A 21170-nucleotide genomic window follows, 5' to 3' on the forward strand; every position below is an offset into this window, starting at 1 on the left:
TTTTTCTCATACCCTGCAATGTTGCACCCTTAATTTATTCCGGCTTAACTTTATCTAAATCCCAATACCATGAATTACCGATTCGTCTTGCCTTAATTCCAAGTTCCTTTTTTGCATTTTCCAGTGTTCTTTTAGAAATGTTCAACTCTTCTGCCTTATCAAAAATTTCACTGCTTTGCACAGAAGCTGATGTTTTTGCCAGTTCCCTCAGCATCTTCTTTGCCTGTTCCAGTTTATTTACCTTTGGGGCAATTCCACCAAGCACCTCATCTGCTGTGATTTCATAGTCACCTATCCACTCAAATCCTGTTTCTGTCAGGTGAAATGCTTTGGAATGCCCAAATGCAGCCAGATTATTTTTAATCTGAACCACTGCTCTTAAATCCGATTCTCCCTCTATTCTTCCTACCAGTAATACGCTTCTGGCTACCGCAAGAAAGTCAATCGAACCCATTCCTCTATGTGCAGCTTTATTTCCCCCAGCTTTATTCATGTGTCCGATTAATAAAATTGCACATTTATACTTTTCTGCCAGCAAGCTCAATCTTTTTGTCATATCCCTTGCTTCATTTGCCCGGTTCATATCCATTGTTCCTCCAAGGTATGCCTGAATCGGATCTAAAATAAGCACTCTCGCACCAGTCTGTTTGATAGCAGATTCCAGTCTCTCATCAATCATGAATCCAATGAACTGGATATAAATAATAAACTTCCCGGTGATATAGAAACAGAAACACAGAAATGGTATGCCGGACTTCGCTTTTATGGAAATAATCCGGAACATTCTTTAAACGCAGATATGTGTAATTTTCTTGCTGATCTGCAGGAGAACAGAGAAAGCCTGGAATCTTATTTCACAGGCAAAGATATGTTTGATATGTGGAAAAAGCAGACGTTGGAATACTACACTTCCAAACCTGTCACCCATAAAGAAATTGAAGAACTGGATTTTGAGACACGAATCCGTAAACGAGATGAACTTTTAACACAGAAATTTTCCAATAACGAACAGAAATAGTATCATAACAGTATCACAGCCAGATTTTCATGAGCTGTCAACTTTCCGGTTGCAGATTCCCACCTTGACTGTTATAATCGAAACATGGGTGCTATCATAACGGTAGGCGGTTAGTCCTTCAGCAGAGGGTTGCAGAGTGCCAGTGGCACTCGTTTTGCAACGACCGAAGTGAAACGGAGACCTGTGACCCTCTGATTACATAGAAACTCGAAAGAGAATCCACTGGAAAGGAGGGCTAAGCCAATGAGTATTGTGGACTTTATTGCAGTCGTGAGCTTCGGCATCACCTGCTTTTGTGCCGGATACACATTCGGCAAAGATAATAACAAGACACAAAAATAACCGCCCCAGCCTCGCAAACTGAACGGTTATTTTTAATCAATTAAGTATGTGGACTAACCGTCTATCGGTAGCACTCTTTTTCTATAATCATATTAGCACGCATGTGTGAAAATGTCAAAAATTTTCTTCATTCTTGGTTATTAATCTCCTTGATCAACTGTACTGCCTTCTCTGCATCATCGGTTTTCACAAATATATCCACACCATATATTCCAAATCCTGGTGCCCCATGCATTGCAACATTCGCACCTGCTTCCTGAGAAAAAGCTACTATTCCATTTTGCTTTAACATTTCTACAAGTTGTTCTGTCTCTACTATATTCTGTGCATTATAAATTTTTGTCCATTCTGCCTTAGATAGAGAAGTTTCCTTTTTCTCCTGAACATTTGACGAATTCTGGTTTCTTTTTCGATTAATAAATGCCAAGAGCCTAAGAATAATAAATGCCACAATAATAATACCAATCAGAAATCCCAATGCTAATCGTGTTACCTGTGTTTCTGTAGCTCCCATTCTAAATAAACATATGCCATAGATGACTGTAAAAATTCCTGCACATATCACACTGGTGAGAAAATCTCGCCATATAGTAGCACTTTTTGGCAAACATTTATCCCATATTCCATTATACACCATAATAGAGGCGTACAGGATTCCTCCTACCAAAGCAGTTGCTGTCTCTCCTAAAACCAAGCGAATATCCACAGTTAATAACATCTGAATAATAATCGCTAACACACTAATCACAAACATTGATGCAAATGCAAGATTTCCAGCCTTTAATGCTTTTTGTTTCACCCATCCTTCATACACCGCAACTTTGTCCAGTGTTTCTTTCATCTCTTTATTCATAGTCTGGCTCCTTTCTCCATCCAGGAGCTCTCTCATCTCAACATCGTAATATTCAGCAAGTTGAACAAGTATACTGAGATCTGGCATATTTATTCCTGTTTCCCATCTGGAAACTGTTCTTGCAGATACCTCAAACTTCTCGGCAAGCTGCTCTTGCGTAAGATTCTTTTCTTTACGACATTGCTTTAAAAAAGCTCCAATCTTTTTTGTGTCCATGTCTCTACCTCTCTTCCACTTACAGCTTACCAATATGTGACAAAATTACCACGACATAAAACGAGAATCCGCTAATTTTCAACCGGACATCGTATGTCTAAAACAAATAAACGGCATTTTCACCCCGAAAACATTCTATTTTTCTATAAATCAACTTTCTCTTTTATGTCTGTCTATAAGCAACAGAATAAACATAACAAACCATATCGCCCATGCAATTAAACAACCAGTTCCTATATGCCAAATATCTATAATCATTCCAGCAATAAAAGGAATTGACATAAACATCATTCTCTTCCCATATGCCTTACACATAGCATTTTCATCATATTTTTTTCGTTCTTCTGCTGATTTCATATTATAACCAGACAAGAATTTGGATGCTTGTCCTTTTGACCTATAAAACCATATTCCAAATAAAAACATAATCACTGCCATTGCAAAGTTAAAAACAATATAGAACATATAATGCTTCCTTTCAGTCGATTCCACAAACTTGAAGTTATTGATCTTCTGAATCCAATCCAAGTTCTTTCAACTCTTTTTCGTTTTGGATATCTTCATCAGTTTTCTTTCCAGTGATAGCACTGTAGGCTTCTTTGATGCCATTCTTCACTGCCCATTTGATAACGAAATACAGTGCAATCAAAATAACAATTGCGGTTCCACCGCTTATACCTAATTCATTCCACATAATTCAATCCTCCAACTTCCGATTTTCATTTCCGCCAATTGGAAATTAGCTATTTTTTCATTCCTTACTTTGTAAAATGTTTATGCAACAAAAATTCTGTCGGAATAATTGTAAGCACCATAATTCCTAATTGTAAAAACACCAAATAAACAGAAATCATTTCAAAGTTTGTATCATCTTTCGTTAAAATCAAAATAAAAATCGATAGTATCACCAGGATGATTCCTAAAACAAAGTTTATCCAGCCCCAACACCTGTGTGCATATCTCCATGTTTCATCATTCATCCTTGACATAGTAGTTCGATATCCCGAACTCCCCTGCCGATCTTTAGGAGGCTTATCTTTCCACGTATATCCCAATATAATCATAGATAACGGTACTAAAAGTGAACACGCAGATAAAAATATAAACATTACAGAGATCTCCTCTCAACTTCTGATTAATTTGCTCTAAAGACTAAAGTTGTCATCAAATAAACCCTACCCATATTCCAACCGCTATAAGTATCATGCCTAGTATTCTTCCAATAAATCTCGCCTTTTTATTTCCAAATAAAGCAGTTGTTTCTGAAGTAGTAAATGGAAGCAAAACAACAGTGACCCCCATTACTATAATTCCACTTCCAATCATGCAATTGCGGCTTGACACAACACCATAAAACATAGCTAAAAACCCTAAAATAATGCTCGAAATGAAATACTTAATTTTATGTCTATCTTTTTCAATTATCTTTCTATAGCTGTTTTCGCACTCACTGCTACAAAATTCCAAATTACTATCTAATTCTTTGCCACAATATCTACATTTTTTCATAGTAACTTCCTCGATAATTTTCAAAATTTTATCCAAAAGCTCTCGATTTGTCTTTACTTTATTCTACCATAGTTCATTTTAAAATACTATTCCAATACACACAAAACAGAAAAAAGCGATCCTTTTCGACCGCCTATTTCCACCTACATATATATCGTATTTTTCACTACAATTTCTTCTGCACTGGATTTTATATTAATCATTAATCTAACCCACTTCATCTGATCCTGTGCCTTTAATTCTTCCGTCGCACCCTGTTTTTTCACCATCTGTTCCATAAGTATTTCCACCTGCTTTCTGGCTTCCTGATCAATCTGATTCAGGTGTTTCGTCAGCTTTCCAGTCAATAGCAAGTATTGATATTTTGCTGATCTGTGTTCCTTCAGGAACTGTTTTCGCAACATTCCATATTTTCCATATATCGGTTCTTCTTAATTCAACAGCAAAGATTTCATCAAATATCCATATTTTAATATAGAATTATTTTTCATAATTTTTATGTTTCCAGGCAACAGAAAAACCCCGGAAACCTTACGGTTCCGGGGTATCTTACGTTTGGACACAATGTACCTTGCGGTACTCAATATATATAATTTAAGATGTTATGCTAAAATTATTCGATGATTGTAGCAACACGTCCTGATCCAACAGTACGTCCACCTTCACGATACTTTAATCCCGTTTTATCTCATATTTTTTATGGTTTTCTCTCCAAAATACAGTGAAAAACAGCTGAATTGCACCACCTATTTTGATTTGCCTGATTTCTTGGCACCGTTTTGGCACCGGAGAATACTCAAACCGATTCTCTTCTGTAGATACTAGATACTTCTCTACCAACTTTATATTGCACCGGTAATTTTTAACTGTTATAATCGAAACATGGGTGCTACCATAACGGTAGGCGGTTAGTCCTTCTCCAGAGGGACTGTGACCCTCTGATTACATAGAAACCTGTAAAGGAATCCAGTGGAAAGGAGGGCTAAGCCAATGAGTATTGTGGACTTCATAGCAGTAGTGAGCTTCGGCTTAACCTGCTTTAGTATCGGATATACATTAGGCAAAGATAATCATAAACCACAAAAATAACCGCCCCAGCCTGCAAACTGAACGGTTATTTTTGTAATCAATAAGTATGTGGACTAACCGTCTATCGGTAGCACTCTTTTTCTATAATCATATTAGCACGCATCTGTGGAAATGTCAAAAATTTTCTTCTTTCTCAACTACATCTATTTCCATACATTTTTACAACCTATTTCAAGTGTTCCTCAAAAATTGATTCGAGTTCCTTATTCCCCCTCAAGAATTCATACTCTTTCTTATTTTCAATTTCCGAATACAATTCACGAACAAAATTTTTTCCAAGTCCCGAAAAAGCTTTTCCCTGTGCAGTATCTTCATACCTGTAATACAAAGGGGATTGTGTCATATTCCAAGGCTTCTGTGATTCACTTAATAATCGCTTAATTAACTGGATACATTTTTCTACATCTTTTCGATATCCAGCAATCAGCAGATATGGAACTGTGTTGCCATAATTCCATAGTCCAAACAATGATATCATGTGATCTGTAATCTCAGCAATTTTCTCTGCTTTATCATGATTTCCTGTCTCTTCTTCCATTTCTATTAACTTATACAAGTAGCTTTGGATATTGATAACTGCCTGTAGCAATTTCCCTTCTAAGAATAATGCAGCAGTATCTGTTCCTTCCTGATGTGCTAATACACTTGTTTTCATAATCGTTGCATCAATTACAGTATCAGGAATTTTTTTCAAAAGGGCATTTGCTTCTTCATATTTCTCCATTTGGACATATTTTGTTGCAAGTATAAAAACGCTTGAATTTCTCACTCTTTCATCCTGACTATCTGCTGTTCGTTCCAGCCACTCAATAATAGCTGTATTATATTCCATTCGTTCTTCGTCATTAAGATCTGACAAAGTCAAAGATCCGTTCAGAACGGTTGCGATCGTATATATTAATAAGTCGCAATGAGGATACTCCTGTATTTTACGAGATGCCATCTCGAAAGCCTCTGTAAAGCTGTCCAATGAAACTTCCGAAAGTTCATTCACAAATTGTCCAATCTCTTTTTCTGTCAATTCTTCATGAAACGAAAACAATTCATTCATATCAATTTTCAATAGTCGTGCCAAAGCTGGAAGTAATGAGATACGGATATATGGTAACGCTGTATCAGCTCAAAGAATATCTGTAAACTTGGGTGCTGCCCCTTGTTCTCAATGTTCGCAAGGTAGCGCGGCGAGATAAACATTTCGTCGCCTACTTTCTTGCGGCTTTCCTTGCGTCCTTCACGCGCTGCCTTTATCGCTGCCCCAAAAGCCTTGAAGTCGTATTTTGGTACTGGTCTTTTTGCCATAGTTATTCACCCTCTTACATTTTACTGTTCCCCTTTCTTCTTGGATATGTCTACATAGTTCTATCAGTTAGCCAAAATAATTCATATATATATATGTTGACAACAAGCTGCTTTTGTATATAATATTATATAAAAGGGGGGGAATGTTTATGTTACATAGCATGCGTATTCGATAAGCATTGAAATCAAAAAAGATTTTTCCCATTTTCAATATGGGCTTTTTTGTCATGCTTATTTTGCGTATGCTATACAACAAAACTAACGACGTATAGACATAGTATAAAAACTATGCCTTAATTTTGTTGTAGTATTATATGTATAAATGCAGGTCAATGCTCATGTTGAGAATTGACCTGCATTTTTTTGCGCAAAAGGAGAAATATTATGCTTGAAAAATATTGGATAAAATGTCCAATTTGTAACGGAAAGACGAGGGTTCAAGTATTTTATAATACGGTATTAAGAAATTTTCCTCTTTTCTGCCCTAAATGTAAATTAACGCATATCGTTGATGTTGAAAAACTAGAAATCATAATCAAAAACTCTGAAAAACAAACTTTTTAATTTTGAAAAGGAAGGATATTTAAATGAAACACTTACCTAAAAGTACACCTACGGAAATATTGAATGACCCATACGGATTTACTTACAAAGAAATGTCGGAAGTAATTGGAGAGGATAAAGCAAGAGCCTTATATACGGAATTGTATAAACAGCCATTTCACAAAGAAAATCTATCAATATCAACAAAAAAAGTCTATAAAAGTAGCGATACTGAAAAGTATGTTTATGAATTGAAAGATAACAGGTATATTGAAACGGTTTTTATTAAACGGCGAGATGGTGGGACTGTTTGCGTAAGTACGCAAGTTGGTTGTTCTGTTGGCTGTATTTTTTGTGAGTCCGGACGCAATGGTTTTGTTCGTAATCTAACACCGTCTGAAATTGTGCAGCAGGTTGTATTGATACGTCAAAAAGTAAATCGTATCGTTTTTATGGGAATGGGAGAACCTTTATTCAATTACGACAACTTGATTGCAGCAATCCATATTCTTCGAGATAGAAATGGACTTAACTTTCCAACCGACGGCATTACCGTATCAACAGTTGGTCCAGTTAATCAATTAAAAAAATTGCGCGAAGAACATCTAAAAATTCAGTTGACAATATCTTTACATGCAGCAACACAGGCTGCGAGAAACTGTATCATTCCTCATATGCACATGTACGCTATTGAAGATGTTGTTAAGCAAGCATTGTCCTATTCTCAAAGGCATAATCGAAAAGTGGTATTTGCGTATTTGCTTTTACCAGGTATAAATGACCGTTCCTCAGATATAAGGCAACTTGCAAAATGGTTTAAGGGCAAAAATGTTATGATTAACGTGCTGCAATACAACCCGACGAGTAATTCAAAAATTAGAGCACCACAAAAACAAGAAATGGTTGCGTTCAAACATCAATTAGAGCAAACAGGACTTGAAGTTACCATGAGAGTTTCTCATGGTAGAGAGATTAAAGCAGCTTGTGGACAGTTAGCTAATACATATAATAAAGCCAAAAAACAACAGAAATAATTTAATTAAAAGAGCCAGACGCACAGACGCAGAGCCGATAATATGCAGTTTGAAATACTGCTGTTATCGGCTCTTTTTTGATTTTAATTTGTGCCCCTAATAACCATATTGGAGCAAAATCAGAACTGTTGCTTGTCGTTCTTTGATTTCCGCAGCAGCTTTGAAAAATCAAAGCCGCCGTTTCTTTTTATCTTCTAATGAAATGACGCGGTATCACTGTTAAAAGCGGCGGCTAAAGGAGGTAGCCGCCATGAAGCACATACCCTATCGACAAAATCCGACGGTCATTGACATATCAAAAAAAGCCCGACCACCGCCGGGAACCTCTCTACCCTTGACTATGAACTGTCTAATCATCTAAATACTGCTTACAATACCTATACGCCTGTCCGGGCTTTTCGGACAGGCGTATTTTGCTGCTCAAAAAATTTTTTGAAAAAATTTCAAAAAATCTTCGGCGTTTTTCAAAAACGCCGTATTGCCCCGCGAAAAGGGGGAAGCACCACCAACTTTCCAACGAGAAAGGAGGTGAGAATGTGGAACCTAATAGCAGGGAGTTTTACAAACAATGTGCTTTTCAGAAGTTTCAACACCATTTCTTCTGCACTAGCTTTTATATTATTCATCAGTCTAACCCACTTCGTCCGATTCTGTACCTTTAATTCTTCAGTTACGCCCTGTTTTTCTGCCATCTGTTCCATAAGCATTTCCACCTGCTCTCTGCTCTCCTGATCAATTTGATTCAGGTGTTCCGTCAGCTTTCCAGTCAACAACAAATATTGATATTTTGCTAATCTGTGTTCCTTCAGAAACTGTTTCCTCAGCATTCCATATTTCCCATATATCGGTTCTTCTTCATTCAATACCAAATCCGGCAAATAATAATCTCCATGCAAAGTATAGCTTAATCCGTTCTTTTCATCATAAATGTGTGTTTCCATAATCTTATCTCTCCATTTCTCTGTTTTTTGATTTAGTTTTCTTACGCTGCTGATTCTCCATCTCGCTTTTTTTCATTCCCCATGCCAATCTTTCATGAATATTTCCCTTCGGCATTTGTTCCATCCGTCGCTTTTCTTCCAGGACTTTCTCGTTTTGAATATCCTGCTGTACTGCTGTATCTACAGTTTCTATTCCAAGAACACGCACAACACGATCATACCTATCAGAAACACCTTGTAATATATCTTTTTCTTCTGACAATTTCTGATTATCTTTACGTATATCATCCAGTTCTCTCTGAATAGCATTATATTTTTGTTTCACCTTTTGATATTTTCTCTTCCAACCTTCCACCTCTTTCGTAAGTTCTTTAACCTGAGCCGCCATTACAGCAACCTTATTCTTTATTTGAAGAAACAGTGGTTTAATTTTTTTATCTCGATAGGTTACTGCCCGTTCTAGCGTGCCCGCCTCCGGCAGTAACATTTTAACCGTTCCATATTCTTTGATTTCTTTGCTCACACTATCCATAATCGGTTGTAGCTGTTCTCTGCGATCTTCCAGGCTTTTTAGTTCTTTTTCTGCGCTCCCTGCCTTTTGTTCTGCTTCTTGCTTCGCCTTGATTGCCTGTTCCTTATCGTCTTTTAAATTCTGGATATCTGCTCTGGATTCTGCAATTTGTGCTGTTAATTCTTCTTTTTCAGCAGTTAGATGCTCTTTCTCCTGCTCCAATTCCTGTACTTCCTTTTTCCGTTCTTTTTTCTTGAAGTTATAGACATCCAGATGTTCCTCATGAGTACCTTTCTGTTCCCATTCAATTCCATACTGCTTTGCAGTCTCTGCCAGAACTTCTTTTTCATGATTTATCCACTGATTCAGTTCCGTATCATGCTTATTTCCACCTTGAAATCCAAGACTTTTTAATGCCTGTTTCAGTGAAACTCTGGTATCCATTCCTTTTCCTTTCCAGTCCGTCACATAAGGAATAAAATCAATATGGAGATGTGGAGTAGCCTCATCCTGATGCAGATAGCAACTAAATACCCGAAGTGTCGGATTCCGTTTCTGGAAATCTTTTACATACTCATCCAGTACGTTTACAGCCAGATCTCCTGCTTCTGTTCCAACAGCCATATCTTCTCGGTTTCCAATCTGGAAAATCACTTCATGGAACAACTTTTCCTGTTTTCCTTGGCGAATCTTTTCATAATAATTTGTAATCTGCCGATCTTTTCTTTTCCCGACATTATACCGTTCTACAGCTTCATCAAACAGCTCTTTATAGACTTCTTTCAGATTCTCATTCCGGTAACAAATATTTAATTGCACTCTGTCTGGATCAACATTTTCTGCTATAAAATCTCGTCTGTTATGAGCCAGAGACCCTGTCCCGATCATACCACTGATTGTTCGTTTCATCGTCATATTCCTCACCCCGCTTTCTAAAACCAGTGCCAGACATGGCACATAAATTTGTATCTTTGCCAGCTATAGTATAAAAAGAAATATTCGCCGGATACGGCGGTTTTGTTACTTTTGTCAAAAGTAACGCAAAAGCACTTTCGACAGCCGTACCGTCCATCAAAAGTACCCTTGCGCCCTCCGGGGGTACAGAGACCTTTACTCCGGTATCCTTGCCCGAATATATTCCAAATCACCACAATACGGTGTCCCTACAAGATACCATTCTCTTGCAGGATTCATTTCCATTCTGGTCTGAACCCATTCATCATCAAGCAACACTTCCAGGCATTCTCCACAGTGAAATCCTGTATCAATCCATAGATCTGATGATAATAATCCATATCTTTTGTTATAACTGTTATATCCTAATCTTCCTTCTCTCATTGTGCCAATCTCCTTTCATCTACCGTTTCCGCAGGGGCGCCCTGAATCAGGGCTCCCTTTTGAAAATTCTCTTCTACGCCAGTCAACTCCCGACTACACCTTACCAACATTCTCCTTGTCTGCTATCTACAGGTGCGTGACACGCTCCTGTAATAAAGTGTTCAGAAAGAACCTTTACCATCGAAAGTTCTCCGGTATTCCCCGTCTGTCCAGATATTCCTTCCGGAACTTTTCTCTTTCTTCTTCCGTTGGTGCTGTTTTGGATTTGCTGTATACTTCACGATTCACCATTGCATCCAGTTTTTTCTCCAATCCCAACCGTATTATTTCTTCACCATCGTAGTTATCCATCAAAAAATATTGCAAGAGCTGAAAGAATAACTCGTATGGAATCTGTACACTTTTATTTTGCATCTATTCTCCTTTCAAGGTAGCAAGATCCCCTCTTCTTAAGAAATGGTAATCTTGCCATCTTCCATTTTTATTCTGGCAACATCCAATACCATTGCTTTCCACGTTTTACGGAATCAATTTCAAGTTCCCGTTTGGCGTTCCATAGCGTTTTACTTTTGATTCCTCTGGCTTCTGCTTCTTCTGCAATTTTCTTCTGAGTCATTCCTCCATTTGCCAGTATCTCAAGGAGAAATTCTTTTGCTTTCCGACTTTTCTGTCCTCTTCCGTCTCCATTAAGAAGTTCATCGGCACTGATATCATATTCTCCAATCCATTCAAACCCATTATTCTTATCCAGTCTGAATGCAATGGACGTTCCTTCCGGTGCAAGAGAACTCTTCGTATGACATACCACTCTTACTTCCGGTTCATCTTTCACTCGCCCGACAATCAGAACACTTCTTGCAGCAGCCTGAAAATCAATGGAGCCAAGTCCTCGATAAGAAGATTTGCCGTTGCTGTTTTTGTTCATATGACCGATTAAAATAACTGCACAGTGATATTTTTCTGACAGCACTGCGATACGCTTCATCAGTGGTCTGATCTCATTTGCCCTGTGCATATCTACGTCCGCTCCCAGAAAGCCCTGTATCGGATCAAGAACAACCATTTTTGCTTTTGTCTGCACGATTGCTTCTTCCAATCTGACATCTGCCATTGTCAGTGGCTGGTCACTGTCATCAATCACCAGCACCTTTGAACAATCTGCACCTGCAGCAAGTAATCTGGGTTTGATAGTATCTCCAAGTCCATCTTCTGCTGTCTGATAGATTACATTTACAGGTGACACAGAAGACTGTTCCTGCATATTATCTTCAGCATCTAAATCTTCATTCTCACTATCGACTTCATCACTTCGTTTTTCTTTTGTTTTCGTTTTATCAGTAACAGGAAGAATCGGCTCTCCTCTGGTCAGTTTTGCAATAATCTGAAGTACCATCGTTGTCTTGCCTTCTCCTGGATCTCCCTGTATAATGGTCACTTTTCCATAAGGAATAAACGGATAAAGCAGCCATTCTACCTGTTCCACCTCTACTGAATCCATATTGATCAGTTTCAGTTTTGGTTCTATTCTACAATTCTCAATTTTATTTTTTTCATTCATATTCATTCCATCATCTCCTCCTGCCCTTCCGGGCAAGTCTCTGATGAACAGATATTCGGGAATTGTCGTATTTCCCGATTCGTGATATACTGAATCTGCCAAGATGGTATATCAGTGAATCTGATTATCAGAGAACTTGCTCAGATTATTTATCTGGGCTTTTTCTTTTGCCTTTTCAACATTCATCTCTTTCTTCTCCCAATCCGGTAACAGCATTTCCATTTTCATTATCCAGAAGATTTGCAATCTTTCTCTGCTGATTTGGATAAAGATGTCCATAAGTGTTCAATGTGATACGAATATCTTTATGACCTAATCTGTCCCGAATCAATAACGGTTCCACACCTTTCTCAATAAGATAAGCCACATGGCTGTGCCTGATATCATGCACTCGAATTTTCTTCACTCCTGCCAGCTCAATCTGCCGTTTCATCTTATGCTGTACCGCTTCCTGAACAACCGGAAATAATCTTTCTGTATCCGGCATTCCGTAATGACCATCTACAAATTCCTTAATTTCCTCTTTCAGAAATTCCGGAATTTCGATTGTCCGAAAGGACTGTTTTGTTTTCGGTTCTGTGATAATATCCTGCATTCCTGTCCGGTAATAAGTCTTATTGATACTAAGCTGATTCTTTTCAAAATTGATATCAGCTTTTGTAATCGCAAGCAGCTCCCCGATCCTGCATCCAGTCCAGAACAGCATCTCAAACATAAGATAATATCTTGTTCCCGGCTCCATTGTCTGTATAAACTGTTTGTACTCGTCCAGTGTCCAGAAGTTCAAACTTCTTGAATCTGAATTTCCCATTCGTTTCACTTTCTTGCATGGATTAACCGGCAAGTCATAGATTTTAGCTGCATGTGTAAACAGACTGGTCAACTGATTCTGAATCATTCTCAGATAAGAATCTGAATAGCCTTTTTTCTGAATTTCATTCTGCCACTGAATAATCTGTGAAGCCTTGATTTCACTCATCATCTGATTTCCGAAGTATGGAACGATATGCTGTTGCATCATATATCTTTTATTTTTGATTGTTCGATCTTTCAGATCATTTTGTTTGTCTGAAAAATAAATCTCAATAAAATCGCTCAGCTTCATATCCATACTTCGCTCATTGCTCAACTTTTTGCTTCGTTCAAACTCCAATGCTTCTCGCTTTGTTTCAAATCCACGCTTTCTGCGTTTTTTCTTCTCACCCATGACATTTGTCTCAAACCACTGGGCTGTCCATTTTTTTGTGTCTTTTTCTCTGTAAGCCATATTGATCCTCCCTAATTTTCTGCTATTTCATAGCCATACATCTTTTTTGCCCAAAACGCCTTTGGTATTCTTCCAGCCATCGTAATATATCCCTGTGCAGATAATTCTTTATTCATAGCTTTCACCAGTTTATAGGCATGAGATTTTGAGCAGTTTAATTCCTGTGCCACTTCATCAGCACTCATCATATAATTGTAACTTGCCATATTGCCTCCTCCTTTCCTCTCCAGATATAGAATACGTTTACTGTATTTCTATATCTGTACGATTTTCGTAAATTGATAATATCATGTATTTCTATCGTTGTCAATATTTCGTAAACACATTTTTACGAACTTCGTACACTATTTTTTCTTTATTTTATTCCACGTCTGTGTTATGATATTTTATAGATTTATGTTTTTCGTAATTTTCTAATATATGAAAAAGGAGGATTCTATGGGTGACGGTAAAAATTTAAAGAAATATCTTGATGAAAAAGGCACAAATGTCCGCAAAATTGCAAAGGCAACCGGAATCAGTGCTACAACCTTATATTCAATTATTCAAAAAGATTCCAATATTCGATTTGATTTTGCATTAAGACTTGCGAATGAATTGCAAATTGATGTGAATGAGATATGTTCTGCCAGTCCATTTTCTGGCACAATTAAGGAAGAAGAGATTTATCCTACACTTCCAGACGGTTTGAACGGAGCATTAGACGCAAGTCGTGTAAAGACTTACTTAAAAAATTCTATGTATCCGCTGATGTACCTTTTCGGTAAGAACAGTATGCCTGATGTAGATAATCTGCTTACATCGTTCTATCAGCTTGATGATGAATCCAGACAGGAAGTTGTGGAAACTATCCGTCTGAAATTACAATATCATCGTGATCCAGAACGTGCTGAACAAATCAAACAGATCAAAGGCTGGTAAAAAAATACTCCTGTGAATAGCAAACATTCGCAGGAGTTTCTTTTTGGCACCGTTTTGGCACCGCTGGTCTTATTTTTTAATTATAAATTTATCTGTATTTCATCTTGCTGATAAATGTTTCACTATTACTAACCTGATAAATTTACGAATAATTCTTTTCTTAGAGTACAGAAAAACCCCGGAAACCTTACGGTTCCGGGGTATCTTACGTTTGGACACAATGTACCTTGCGGTACTCAATATATATTAGTCAGTGATTACTCGATGATTGTAGCAACACGTCCTGATCCTACAGTACGTCCACCTTCACGGATAGCGAAAGTAAGACCCTGGCTCATAGCGATTGGATGGATCAGTTCGATTGTCATTTCGATGTTATCTCCAGGCATACACATTTCTGTTCCTTCTGGAAGGTTGCAAACACCTGTTACGTCTGTTGTTCTGAAGTAGAACTGTGGACGATAGTTGTTGAAGAATGGAGTATGACGTCCACCTTCATCTTTTGTCAGAACGTAAACCTGAGCTGTGAATTTTGTATGGCATGTAAGTGTTCCTGGTTTAGCAAGAACCTGTCCACGCTCGATTTCGTTTCTCTGAACACCACGAAGAAGTGCACCGATGTTATCACCAGCCTGAGCTTCATCAAGAAGTTTACGGAACATCTCGATACCAGTTACAACTACTTTACGTGTTTCTTCTTTGATACCAACGATTTCGACTTCGTCAGATACATGAAGTACACCAGCCTCTACTCTACCAGTAGCAACTGTACCACGACCTGTGATAGAGAATACATCCTCTACAGGCATTACGAATGGTTTATCTGTGTCACGCTGTGGGTCTGGAATGTAGCTGTCAACAGCATCCATAAGTTCCATGATCTTGTCTCCCCACTCACCGTTCGGATCTTCAAGAGCTTTAAGAGCAGAACCTTTGATTACCGGGATATCATCTCCTGGGAAATCATACTCGGAAAGAAGTTCACGAATCTCCATCTCAACCAGTTCAAGAAGTTCTTCGTCATCAACCATATCACATTTGTTCATGAATACAACGATGTAAGGAACACCTACCTGACGAGCAAGAAGAACGTGCTCTTTTGTCTGAGCCATAACACCATCTGTAGCTGCTACAACAAGGATAGCACCATCCATCTGAGCTGCACCTGTGATCATGTTCTTAACGTAGTCAGCATGTCCTGGGCAGTCAACATGTGCATAATGTCTCTTCTCTGTCTGATACTCAACGTGAGCTGTAGAAATTGTGATACCACGCTCTCTTTCTTCTGGAGCTTTATCGATATCTTCAAAGTTTTCTACTACGTTTCCAGCAACTCTCTCAGCCAGAACTTTTGTGATTGCAGCTGTTAAAGTTGTTTTACCATGGTCAACGTGTCCAATGGTACCAATGTTACAATGCGGTTTTGTTCTCTCAAACTTAGCTTTTGCCATTTTAAAACGTCCTCCTTAAAACAATTGGCTCTTATATTATTATAGAGCATCTTTTCGGTTTTAAACTTGCTATCCTTGATTATATTGCATAATCAGAATATTTGCAAGCATTTTATACAATTTGATAACTTGCATTACCAATTGTTATATCATTACAGTTCACCCACGCCGCTATCACACGAGGTGTTTTGGCATGTATATGCCAAAATTCCGTTGCAGAAAACAATCTGGAATGAATTTTTGGCAACGTTACTGAGAACGAAGTGAACAATAACGTTATATCTCCTGCAGTCCGTTGGCTTTAAACACCAACAGACTGCAGATGATCAAAATTATCAGTCTTTCTTAGCAAGGATCTTTTCCTGTACAGACTTCGGAACCTGCTCATATTTCTCAAAGAACATAGAGTAGTTACCACGTCCCTGTGTTCTGGAACGAAGGTCTGTAGCATATCCGAACATTTCGGAAAGTGGAACGTATCCACGGATCATCTTACCACCGCCGATATCTTCCATACCCTCGATACGTCCACGACGGGAGTTGATATCACCGATTACATCACCCATGTAATCTTCAGGTGTTGTAACCTCTACCTTCATGATCGGCTCAAGAAGTACAGGAGCTGCTTTCTGCATAGCATCCTTGAATGCAAGAGAACCTGCAATGTGGAATGCCATTTCAGAGGAGTCGACTTCATGGTAGGAACCATCGTATACGTTAGCATATACACCGACTACAGGGAATCCGCCAAGGATACCAGCTTTCATAGCTTCTTCGATACCTTCGCCGACTGCCGGAATGTATTCCTTCGGAATAGCACCACCAACAACTGTGGATTCGAACTTGTACAGTTCTTCTCCGTTGGCATCCATAGGCTCGAATTTAACTTTACAGTGACCATACTGTCCACGACCACCAGACTGTTTTGCATACTTACTGTCTACGTCAACAGCTTTGGTGATTGTCTCTTTGTAAGCAACCTGAGGAGCACCTACGTTAGCCTCAACCTTGAATTCACGAAGGAGACGGTCAACGATGATATCCAGATGAAGCTCACCCATACCAGCGATAATAGTCTGTCCAGTTTCCTGATCTGTGTGTGCACGGAATGTCGGATCTTCTTCTGCAAGTTTTGCAAGAGCTTCACCAAGTTTACCCTGTCCAGCTTTTGTCTTAGGCTCGATAGCGAGCTCGATAACTGGTTCTGGGAATTCCATGGACTCCAGAATTACCGGATGCTGTTCGTCACAGATTGTATCACCAGTTGTTGTGAATTTAAATCCGATCGCTGCAGCGATATCACCGGAATATACTTTATCAAGTTCCATACGTTTGTTAGCATGCATCTGAAGGATACGTCCAACACGTTCTTTCTTGTCCTTAGTAGCGTTAAGTACATAAGAACCGGAATTCATTGTACCGGAGTATACACGGAAATATGCAAGTTTACCAACGAATGGGTCTGTCATAATCTTGAATGCAAGTGCGGAGAACGGTTCTTCGTCAGAAGAATGTCTCACTACTTCGTTGCCGTCCAGATCAACACCCTGGATTGGAGGGATGTCTGTTGGAGCTGGCATGTACTCAAGAATAGCATCAAGAAGTTTCTGAACACCTTTGTTTCTGTAAGCAGAACCGCAGCAAACCGGAACAGCAGTACACTCGCATGTCGCTTTTCTTAATGTTGCTTTCAGTCTCTCAACAGTTGGTTCTTCACCTTCAAGATATTCCATCATTAAGTCGTCATCAAGCTCACAGATTTTCTCAATGAGCTCTGTATGATAAAGCTCAGCATCTTCCTTCATGTCTTCAGGAATATCAACGATGGAGATATCATCACCTTTTTCATCGTTGTAGATGTAAGCTTTCATTTCGAATAAGTCAATGATTCCTTTGAAATCATCTTCTTTTCCGATTGGCAGCTGTAAGCAGATTGCGTTTTTACCAAGACGAGTCTTGATCTGCTCTACTGCACCGTAGAAGTTTGCACCAAGGATATCCATCTTGTTGATGAATGCCATACGTGGTACATTGTAAGTGTCGGCCTGACGCCATACGTTTTCAGACTGCGGTTCAACACCACCCTTAGCACAGAAAACGCCGACAGCACCGTCAAGTACACGAAGAGAACGCTCAACTTCTACTGTGAAGTCAACGTGACCTGGGGTATCAATGATGTTGATACGATGTTCCAGAGCACCTGGCTTCGGTTTGCAGTTCTCTTCCAGAGTCCAGTGACATGTTGTAGCCGCTGAAGTGATTGTGATACCTCTCTCCTGCTCCTGTTCCATCCAGTCCATGGTAGCAGTACCTTCATGAGTATCACCAATCTTATAGTTGACACCTGTATAATACAGGATACGTTCTGTAAGAGTTGTTTTACCCGCATCGATATGAGCCATAATACCAATATTTCTGGTACGCTCTAATGGATATTCTCTTCCCTCTTTAGCCAATGGATTTTCCTCCTATATTAGAAGCGATAGTGAGCAAATGCTTTATTTGCTTCAGCCATCTTGTGCATGTCTTCTTTTCTCTTAACGGATGCACCTGTGTTGTTCATTGCATCTAAAAGCTCATTTGCAAGTCTTTCTTCCATTGTTTTCTCGCCTCTTTTACGAGAGAACATTGTTAACCAGCGAAGAGCCAGTGCCTGACGTCTGTCTGCTCTTACCTCGATCGGAACCTGATAAGTAGCACCACCGATACGTCTAGCTTTTACTTCAAGAAGTGGCATGATGTTATTCATAGCCTCTTCGAAAACTTCAAGTGCTGGTTTACCAGCTTTTTCTTCGATTCTGGCGAATGCACCGTAAACAATTTTCTGTGCTACACCTTTCTTACCGTCTAACATGATGTTATTGATAAGTTTGGTAACCACTTTATTGTTGTACATTGGATCTGCCAGAACGTCTCTTTTCTGAGTATGTCCTTTACGTGGCACGTTACTTCCCTCCTTAATCATTGTGATTAAATCATCGGTACTCACGCAGATAACTATTGCATGTTCGCACTGGTAAGGTCCTATATTTAACCCGCAACCGGCAGGGTATATGGAATACCGTACAAATTCATAGTTCTAGTCTTCCGTGAATTTTCGATTGATTAATTCCTGCTGTCCTAAACAATAGGATCAGTTCTTAAAATTCTTATGAAACCTTTTTAGAATTATTTCTTTTTCGGTCTCTTAGCGCCGTATTTAGAACGGGCCTGTTTTCTGTTAGCAACACCTGCAGTATCAAGAGTACCTCTGATGATGTGGTATCTTGTACCAGGTAAGTCCTTAACCCTTCCACCACGGATAAGAACAACGCTATGCTCCTGAAGATTGTGACCTTCTCCTGGGATGTAGCTTGTTACTTCGATTCCGTTGGAAAGACGAACTCTGGCGATTTTTCTAAGAGCTGAGTTAGGCTTCTTAGGAGTTGCAGTCTTAACTGCTGTACAAACGCCACGTTTCTGTGGTGCAGACTGTTCAACTGCTTTCTTTCTTAAAGAGTTGAATGTTTTCTGGAGAGCCGGAGCTGTAGATTTCTTTACAGATGTCTGGCGTCCTTTTCTTACTAACTGGTTGAATGTTGGCATTCCATTTCACCTCCCGATTTATTTCTCCATAGATTTTTCTATGGGGCCTTGCGGTTGCTATTCGTGTAATTACGCGCAAAAAAATTAAACGCTCCTTTTGCACGCTTGCTTATTATATCCCGCAAAACTCGCACTGTCAAGGGATTTCTCGTGAATTTTACAGTATTTTTTCATATTTTTATCATAACCAAAAAATCCTTTCCTCATACACTACATCACCATATTAAACTTATCTGACAATATGCTCTCCCTCCAACCACTTTACTGCCACTTCCCCACTGCAAATCCCAGCGCCGGATAATATTTATTTTGTGTGCATTTGCAGGATGCTTAGAGATACTTAATCTGCAGAAATCTGCGTTATGAGCAGACCGTCTCACGTGTTTGAGCGAAGTTTGCAACGTAGCGAGTTTGAGAGGGCTGCTCATGCTTTTAGCAGATTTCTGCAGATTTAGTATCTCTTAGCGTCCGAAACCGCACACAAAATAAATATTATCCGGCGCGTCCCCTTCACTAACAATTGCATTTCCCCCTCCCTTTTATTATAATAACAACCAAAGCAAACAAATCAACTTGCAGACACACTATAACATTCTATAAACTCAGGAAAGGACACTATAATATATGAAGAAACCCAGCATGATCAGCATCCTTCTGTTTCTGACAGGACTCCTGTGCATCATAGCCCTGATCTTCTTTAACAGGACCACACTGCACCAGATCCTCACTACCGAAAAAGAAGTCGACACAATCTCCGAACAGATCACTGCAAAACACGACGAAGTCAAACAGGCAGTAGACAAGTACACTACCGCCATAGACACAGTCCAGTCAAATATCAATCGCATGAAACAAAAACAACAGACAGCCACACAGAAGAAAACCAAAGAAAAAGCTGAAATCCCGGAAGAATCTTCATCAAGACCTTCTGTATTCAGCCAGACCAGCACCATCGCTTCTTCTGATTCCAGTGCCGGCGTGTTTTCCTCCGAAGCAGAAACAGGCGGACATATAATAGGAATTGATCCTGGTCATCAGAGTGAATCCATAGATATGAGTGCCCAGGAACCAAACGGTCCCGGTTCTTCTGAAATGAAGGCTAAATGTACCAGCGGAACTCAGGGAACCTACAGCGGTGTTCCCGAATACCAGCTCAATCTGGAAGTTTCTCTTCAGCTAAGAGATGAACTGGAACAGAGAGGATATCATGTAGTCATGACACGAACAGACAATGAAACAGCTATCAGCAACATGGAACGCGCACAATATGCAGCTGCACAGGGTGCAGAAATCTATGTCCGCATCCATGCAAACGGCGATGATTCCCATACTGCATCAGGAGCACTGACCATGTCGCCCTCTCAGAATAATCCTTATATCCCACAACTGTTTGAACAGTCTGATCGATTATCCCGGTGCATCATCGATTCCTACTGTGCTGCAACAGGTTTTCAGAACCTTGGGATTCAGTACACTGACACGATGACAGGAATTAACTGGAGCACTGTTCCTGTTACAATCCTTGAAATGGGATTTATGACAAGCCAGAATGACGATCTGAAAATGAACGATGCAGAATTCCAGAAAACAATGGTACAGGGAATCGCAAATGGCATTGACAGCTACTTTGCATCATAATGATGTTGACTTGATATCTGCGGATTGCTACGCAGCTTCGCAGCTCCCGCAATCCTG

General features: G+C 39.3%; 22 protein-coding genes and 3 pseudogenes. 5 read left to right on the top strand and 20 right to left on the bottom strand.

Features of this window, described 5'->3' with window-relative positions; genetic code table 11:
- Positions 1-34: 34 nt before the first annotated feature.
- Positions 35-679: pseudogene (locus tag G4417_RS08770) on the bottom strand (AAA family ATPase); the annotation flags it as partial.
- 120 nt (positions 680-799) lie between these two features.
- Between G4417_RS08770 and G4417_RS08775 the strand changes: the two are divergent.
- Positions 800-1018 (top strand): hypothetical protein, encoded by a 219-nt coding sequence (locus tag G4417_RS08775; protein WP_019163084.1) that lies wholly within the window; start codon positions 800-802, stop codon positions 1016-1018.
- A 469-nt stretch (positions 1019-1487) separates the two neighbouring features.
- On the opposite strand, the gene G4417_RS08780 is transcribed toward G4417_RS08775, so the two are convergent.
- The 8 genes and pseudogenes from G4417_RS08780 to G4417_RS08815 form a co-directional block, all read right to left on the bottom strand.
- Positions 1488-2429, bottom strand: coding sequence for a helix-turn-helix domain-containing protein (locus G4417_RS08780; protein ID WP_025580140.1), 942 nt, complete (start codon positions 2427-2429; stop codon positions 1488-1490).
- 150 nt (positions 2430-2579) lie between these two features.
- Positions 2580-2894, bottom strand: coding sequence for a DUF3784 domain-containing protein (locus G4417_RS08785; protein WP_173684216.1), 315 nt, complete (start codon positions 2892-2894; stop codon positions 2580-2582).
- Positions 2895-2931: 37 nt separating this feature from the next.
- Complete coding sequence (locus tag G4417_RS08790; RefSeq protein ID WP_008705135.1) at positions 2932-3123, bottom strand: DUF6019 family protein; 192 nt, start codon at positions 3121-3123, stop codon at positions 2932-2934.
- Positions 3124-3187: 64 nt separating this feature from the next.
- Positions 3188-3538, bottom strand: coding sequence for an SdpI family protein (locus G4417_RS08795; protein ID WP_020993192.1), 351 nt, complete (start codon positions 3536-3538; stop codon positions 3188-3190).
- Positions 3539-3593: 55 nt separating this feature from the next.
- The gene (locus tag G4417_RS08800) at positions 3594-3938 is read right to left on the bottom strand and encodes a DUF2116 family Zn-ribbon domain-containing protein (RefSeq protein WP_008705137.1); all 345 of its coding nucleotides are present in this window, start codon (positions 3936-3938) and stop codon (positions 3594-3596) included.
- A gap of 143 nt (positions 3939-4081) precedes the next feature.
- Positions 4082-4369 (bottom strand): annotated as a pseudogene (locus tag G4417_RS08805) (TnpV protein); the annotation flags it as partial.
- An 824-nt stretch (positions 4370-5193) separates the two neighbouring features.
- Positions 5194-6078: an XRE family transcriptional regulator gene (locus G4417_RS08810; RefSeq protein WP_226799365.1), complete on the bottom strand. Its 885-nt coding sequence runs from the start codon at positions 6076-6078 to the stop codon at positions 5194-5196.
- 32 nt (positions 6079-6110) lie between these two features.
- Positions 6111-6326: pseudogene (locus G4417_RS08815) on the bottom strand (helix-turn-helix domain-containing protein); the annotation flags it as partial.
- 384 nt (positions 6327-6710) lie between these two features.
- On the opposite strand from G4417_RS08815, the gene G4417_RS08820 reads away from it, so the two are divergent.
- Together G4417_RS08820 and rlmN are read left to right on the top strand one after the other, a co-directional pair.
- Positions 6711-6890: a cysteine-rich KTR domain-containing protein gene (locus G4417_RS08820; protein ID WP_002588768.1), complete on the top strand. Its 180-nt coding sequence runs from the start codon at positions 6711-6713 to the stop codon at positions 6888-6890.
- Between the two features lie 23 nt (positions 6891-6913).
- Positions 6914-7903 carry a 23S rRNA (adenine(2503)-C(2))-methyltransferase RlmN gene (gene rlmN, locus G4417_RS08825; RefSeq protein WP_002569187.1) on the top strand — a complete coding sequence of 330 codons (990 nt, stop codon included), beginning with the start codon at positions 6914-6916 and terminating at the stop codon, positions 7901-7903.
- Between the two features lie 464 nt (positions 7904-8367).
- Here rlmN and G4417_RS08830 read toward each other — a convergent pair whose 3' ends face one another.
- From G4417_RS08830 to G4417_RS08860, 7 genes are all read right to left on the bottom strand, one after another.
- Positions 8368-8844 (bottom strand): TnpV protein, encoded by a 477-nt coding sequence (locus G4417_RS08830; RefSeq protein WP_008793036.1) that lies wholly within the window; start codon positions 8842-8844, stop codon positions 8368-8370.
- Between the two features lie 4 nt (positions 8845-8848).
- Entirely contained in the window at positions 8849-10270 is a 1422-nt protein-coding gene (locus G4417_RS08835) for a plasmid recombination protein (RefSeq protein WP_004850583.1), read from the bottom strand.
- A gap of 195 nt (positions 10271-10465) precedes the next feature.
- On the bottom strand, positions 10466-10693 hold the full coding sequence (locus G4417_RS08840) for a DUF5348 domain-containing protein (RefSeq protein ID WP_008373546.1): 228 nt from the start codon (positions 10691-10693) through the stop codon (positions 10466-10468).
- A 174-nt stretch (positions 10694-10867) separates the two neighbouring features.
- A complete protein-coding gene (locus G4417_RS08845) occupies positions 10868-11107 on the bottom strand; it encodes a hypothetical protein (protein ID WP_008793133.1) in 240 nt (79 codons plus the stop codon).
- Between the two features lie 67 nt (positions 11108-11174).
- Complete coding sequence (locus G4417_RS08850) at positions 11175-12257, bottom strand: AAA family ATPase (protein WP_055152729.1); 1083 nt, start codon at positions 12255-12257, stop codon at positions 11175-11177.
- A gap of 169 nt (positions 12258-12426) precedes the next feature.
- A complete protein-coding gene (locus G4417_RS08855; RefSeq protein ID WP_004850597.1) occupies positions 12427-13518 on the bottom strand; it encodes a site-specific integrase in 1092 nt (363 codons plus the stop codon).
- Positions 13519-13529: 11 nt separating this feature from the next.
- A complete protein-coding gene (locus tag G4417_RS08860) occupies positions 13530-13724 on the bottom strand; it encodes a hypothetical protein (RefSeq protein ID WP_008373537.1) in 195 nt (64 codons plus the stop codon).
- A 232-nt stretch (positions 13725-13956) separates the two neighbouring features.
- Between G4417_RS08860 and G4417_RS08865 the strand changes: the two genes are divergently transcribed.
- Positions 13957-14439: a helix-turn-helix domain-containing protein gene (locus G4417_RS08865; RefSeq protein WP_008790928.1), complete on the top strand. Its 483-nt coding sequence runs from the start codon at positions 13957-13959 to the stop codon at positions 14437-14439.
- Between the two features lie 257 nt (positions 14440-14696).
- Here the strand turns inward: G4417_RS08865 and tuf are convergent, their stop codons facing one another.
- From tuf to rpsL, 4 genes are all read right to left on the bottom strand, one after another.
- On the bottom strand, positions 14697-15890 hold the full coding sequence (gene tuf, locus G4417_RS08870; RefSeq protein WP_008705156.1) for an elongation factor Tu: 1194 nt from the start codon (positions 15888-15890) through the stop codon (positions 14697-14699).
- A 335-nt stretch (positions 15891-16225) separates the two neighbouring features.
- A complete protein-coding gene (fusA, locus tag G4417_RS08875; RefSeq protein WP_161276509.1) occupies positions 16226-18346 on the bottom strand; it encodes an elongation factor G in 2121 nt (706 codons plus the stop codon).
- Between the two features lie 17 nt (positions 18347-18363).
- Positions 18364-18834: a 30S ribosomal protein S7 gene (rpsG, locus tag G4417_RS08880; RefSeq protein ID WP_020993199.1), complete on the bottom strand. Its 471-nt coding sequence runs from the start codon at positions 18832-18834 to the stop codon at positions 18364-18366.
- Positions 18835-19058: 224 nt separating this feature from the next.
- Positions 19059-19475, bottom strand: a complete 417-nt coding sequence (gene rpsL, locus G4417_RS08885) for a 30S ribosomal protein S12 (RefSeq protein WP_008705161.1) — start codon at positions 19473-19475, stop codon at positions 19059-19061.
- A 624-nt stretch (positions 19476-20099) separates the two neighbouring features.
- Here rpsL and G4417_RS08890 point away from each other — a divergent pair.
- Entirely contained in the window at positions 20100-21113 is a 1014-nt protein-coding gene (locus G4417_RS08890; protein ID WP_173683659.1) for an N-acetylmuramoyl-L-alanine amidase, read from the top strand.
- Positions 21114-21170 lie beyond the last annotated feature (57 nt).

It is taken from the genome of Blautia wexlerae (assembly GCF_013300825.1).
In the GTDB taxonomy this organism is placed as follows: domain Bacteria; phylum Bacillota; class Clostridia; order Lachnospirales; family Lachnospiraceae; genus Blautia_A; species Blautia_A wexlerae_B.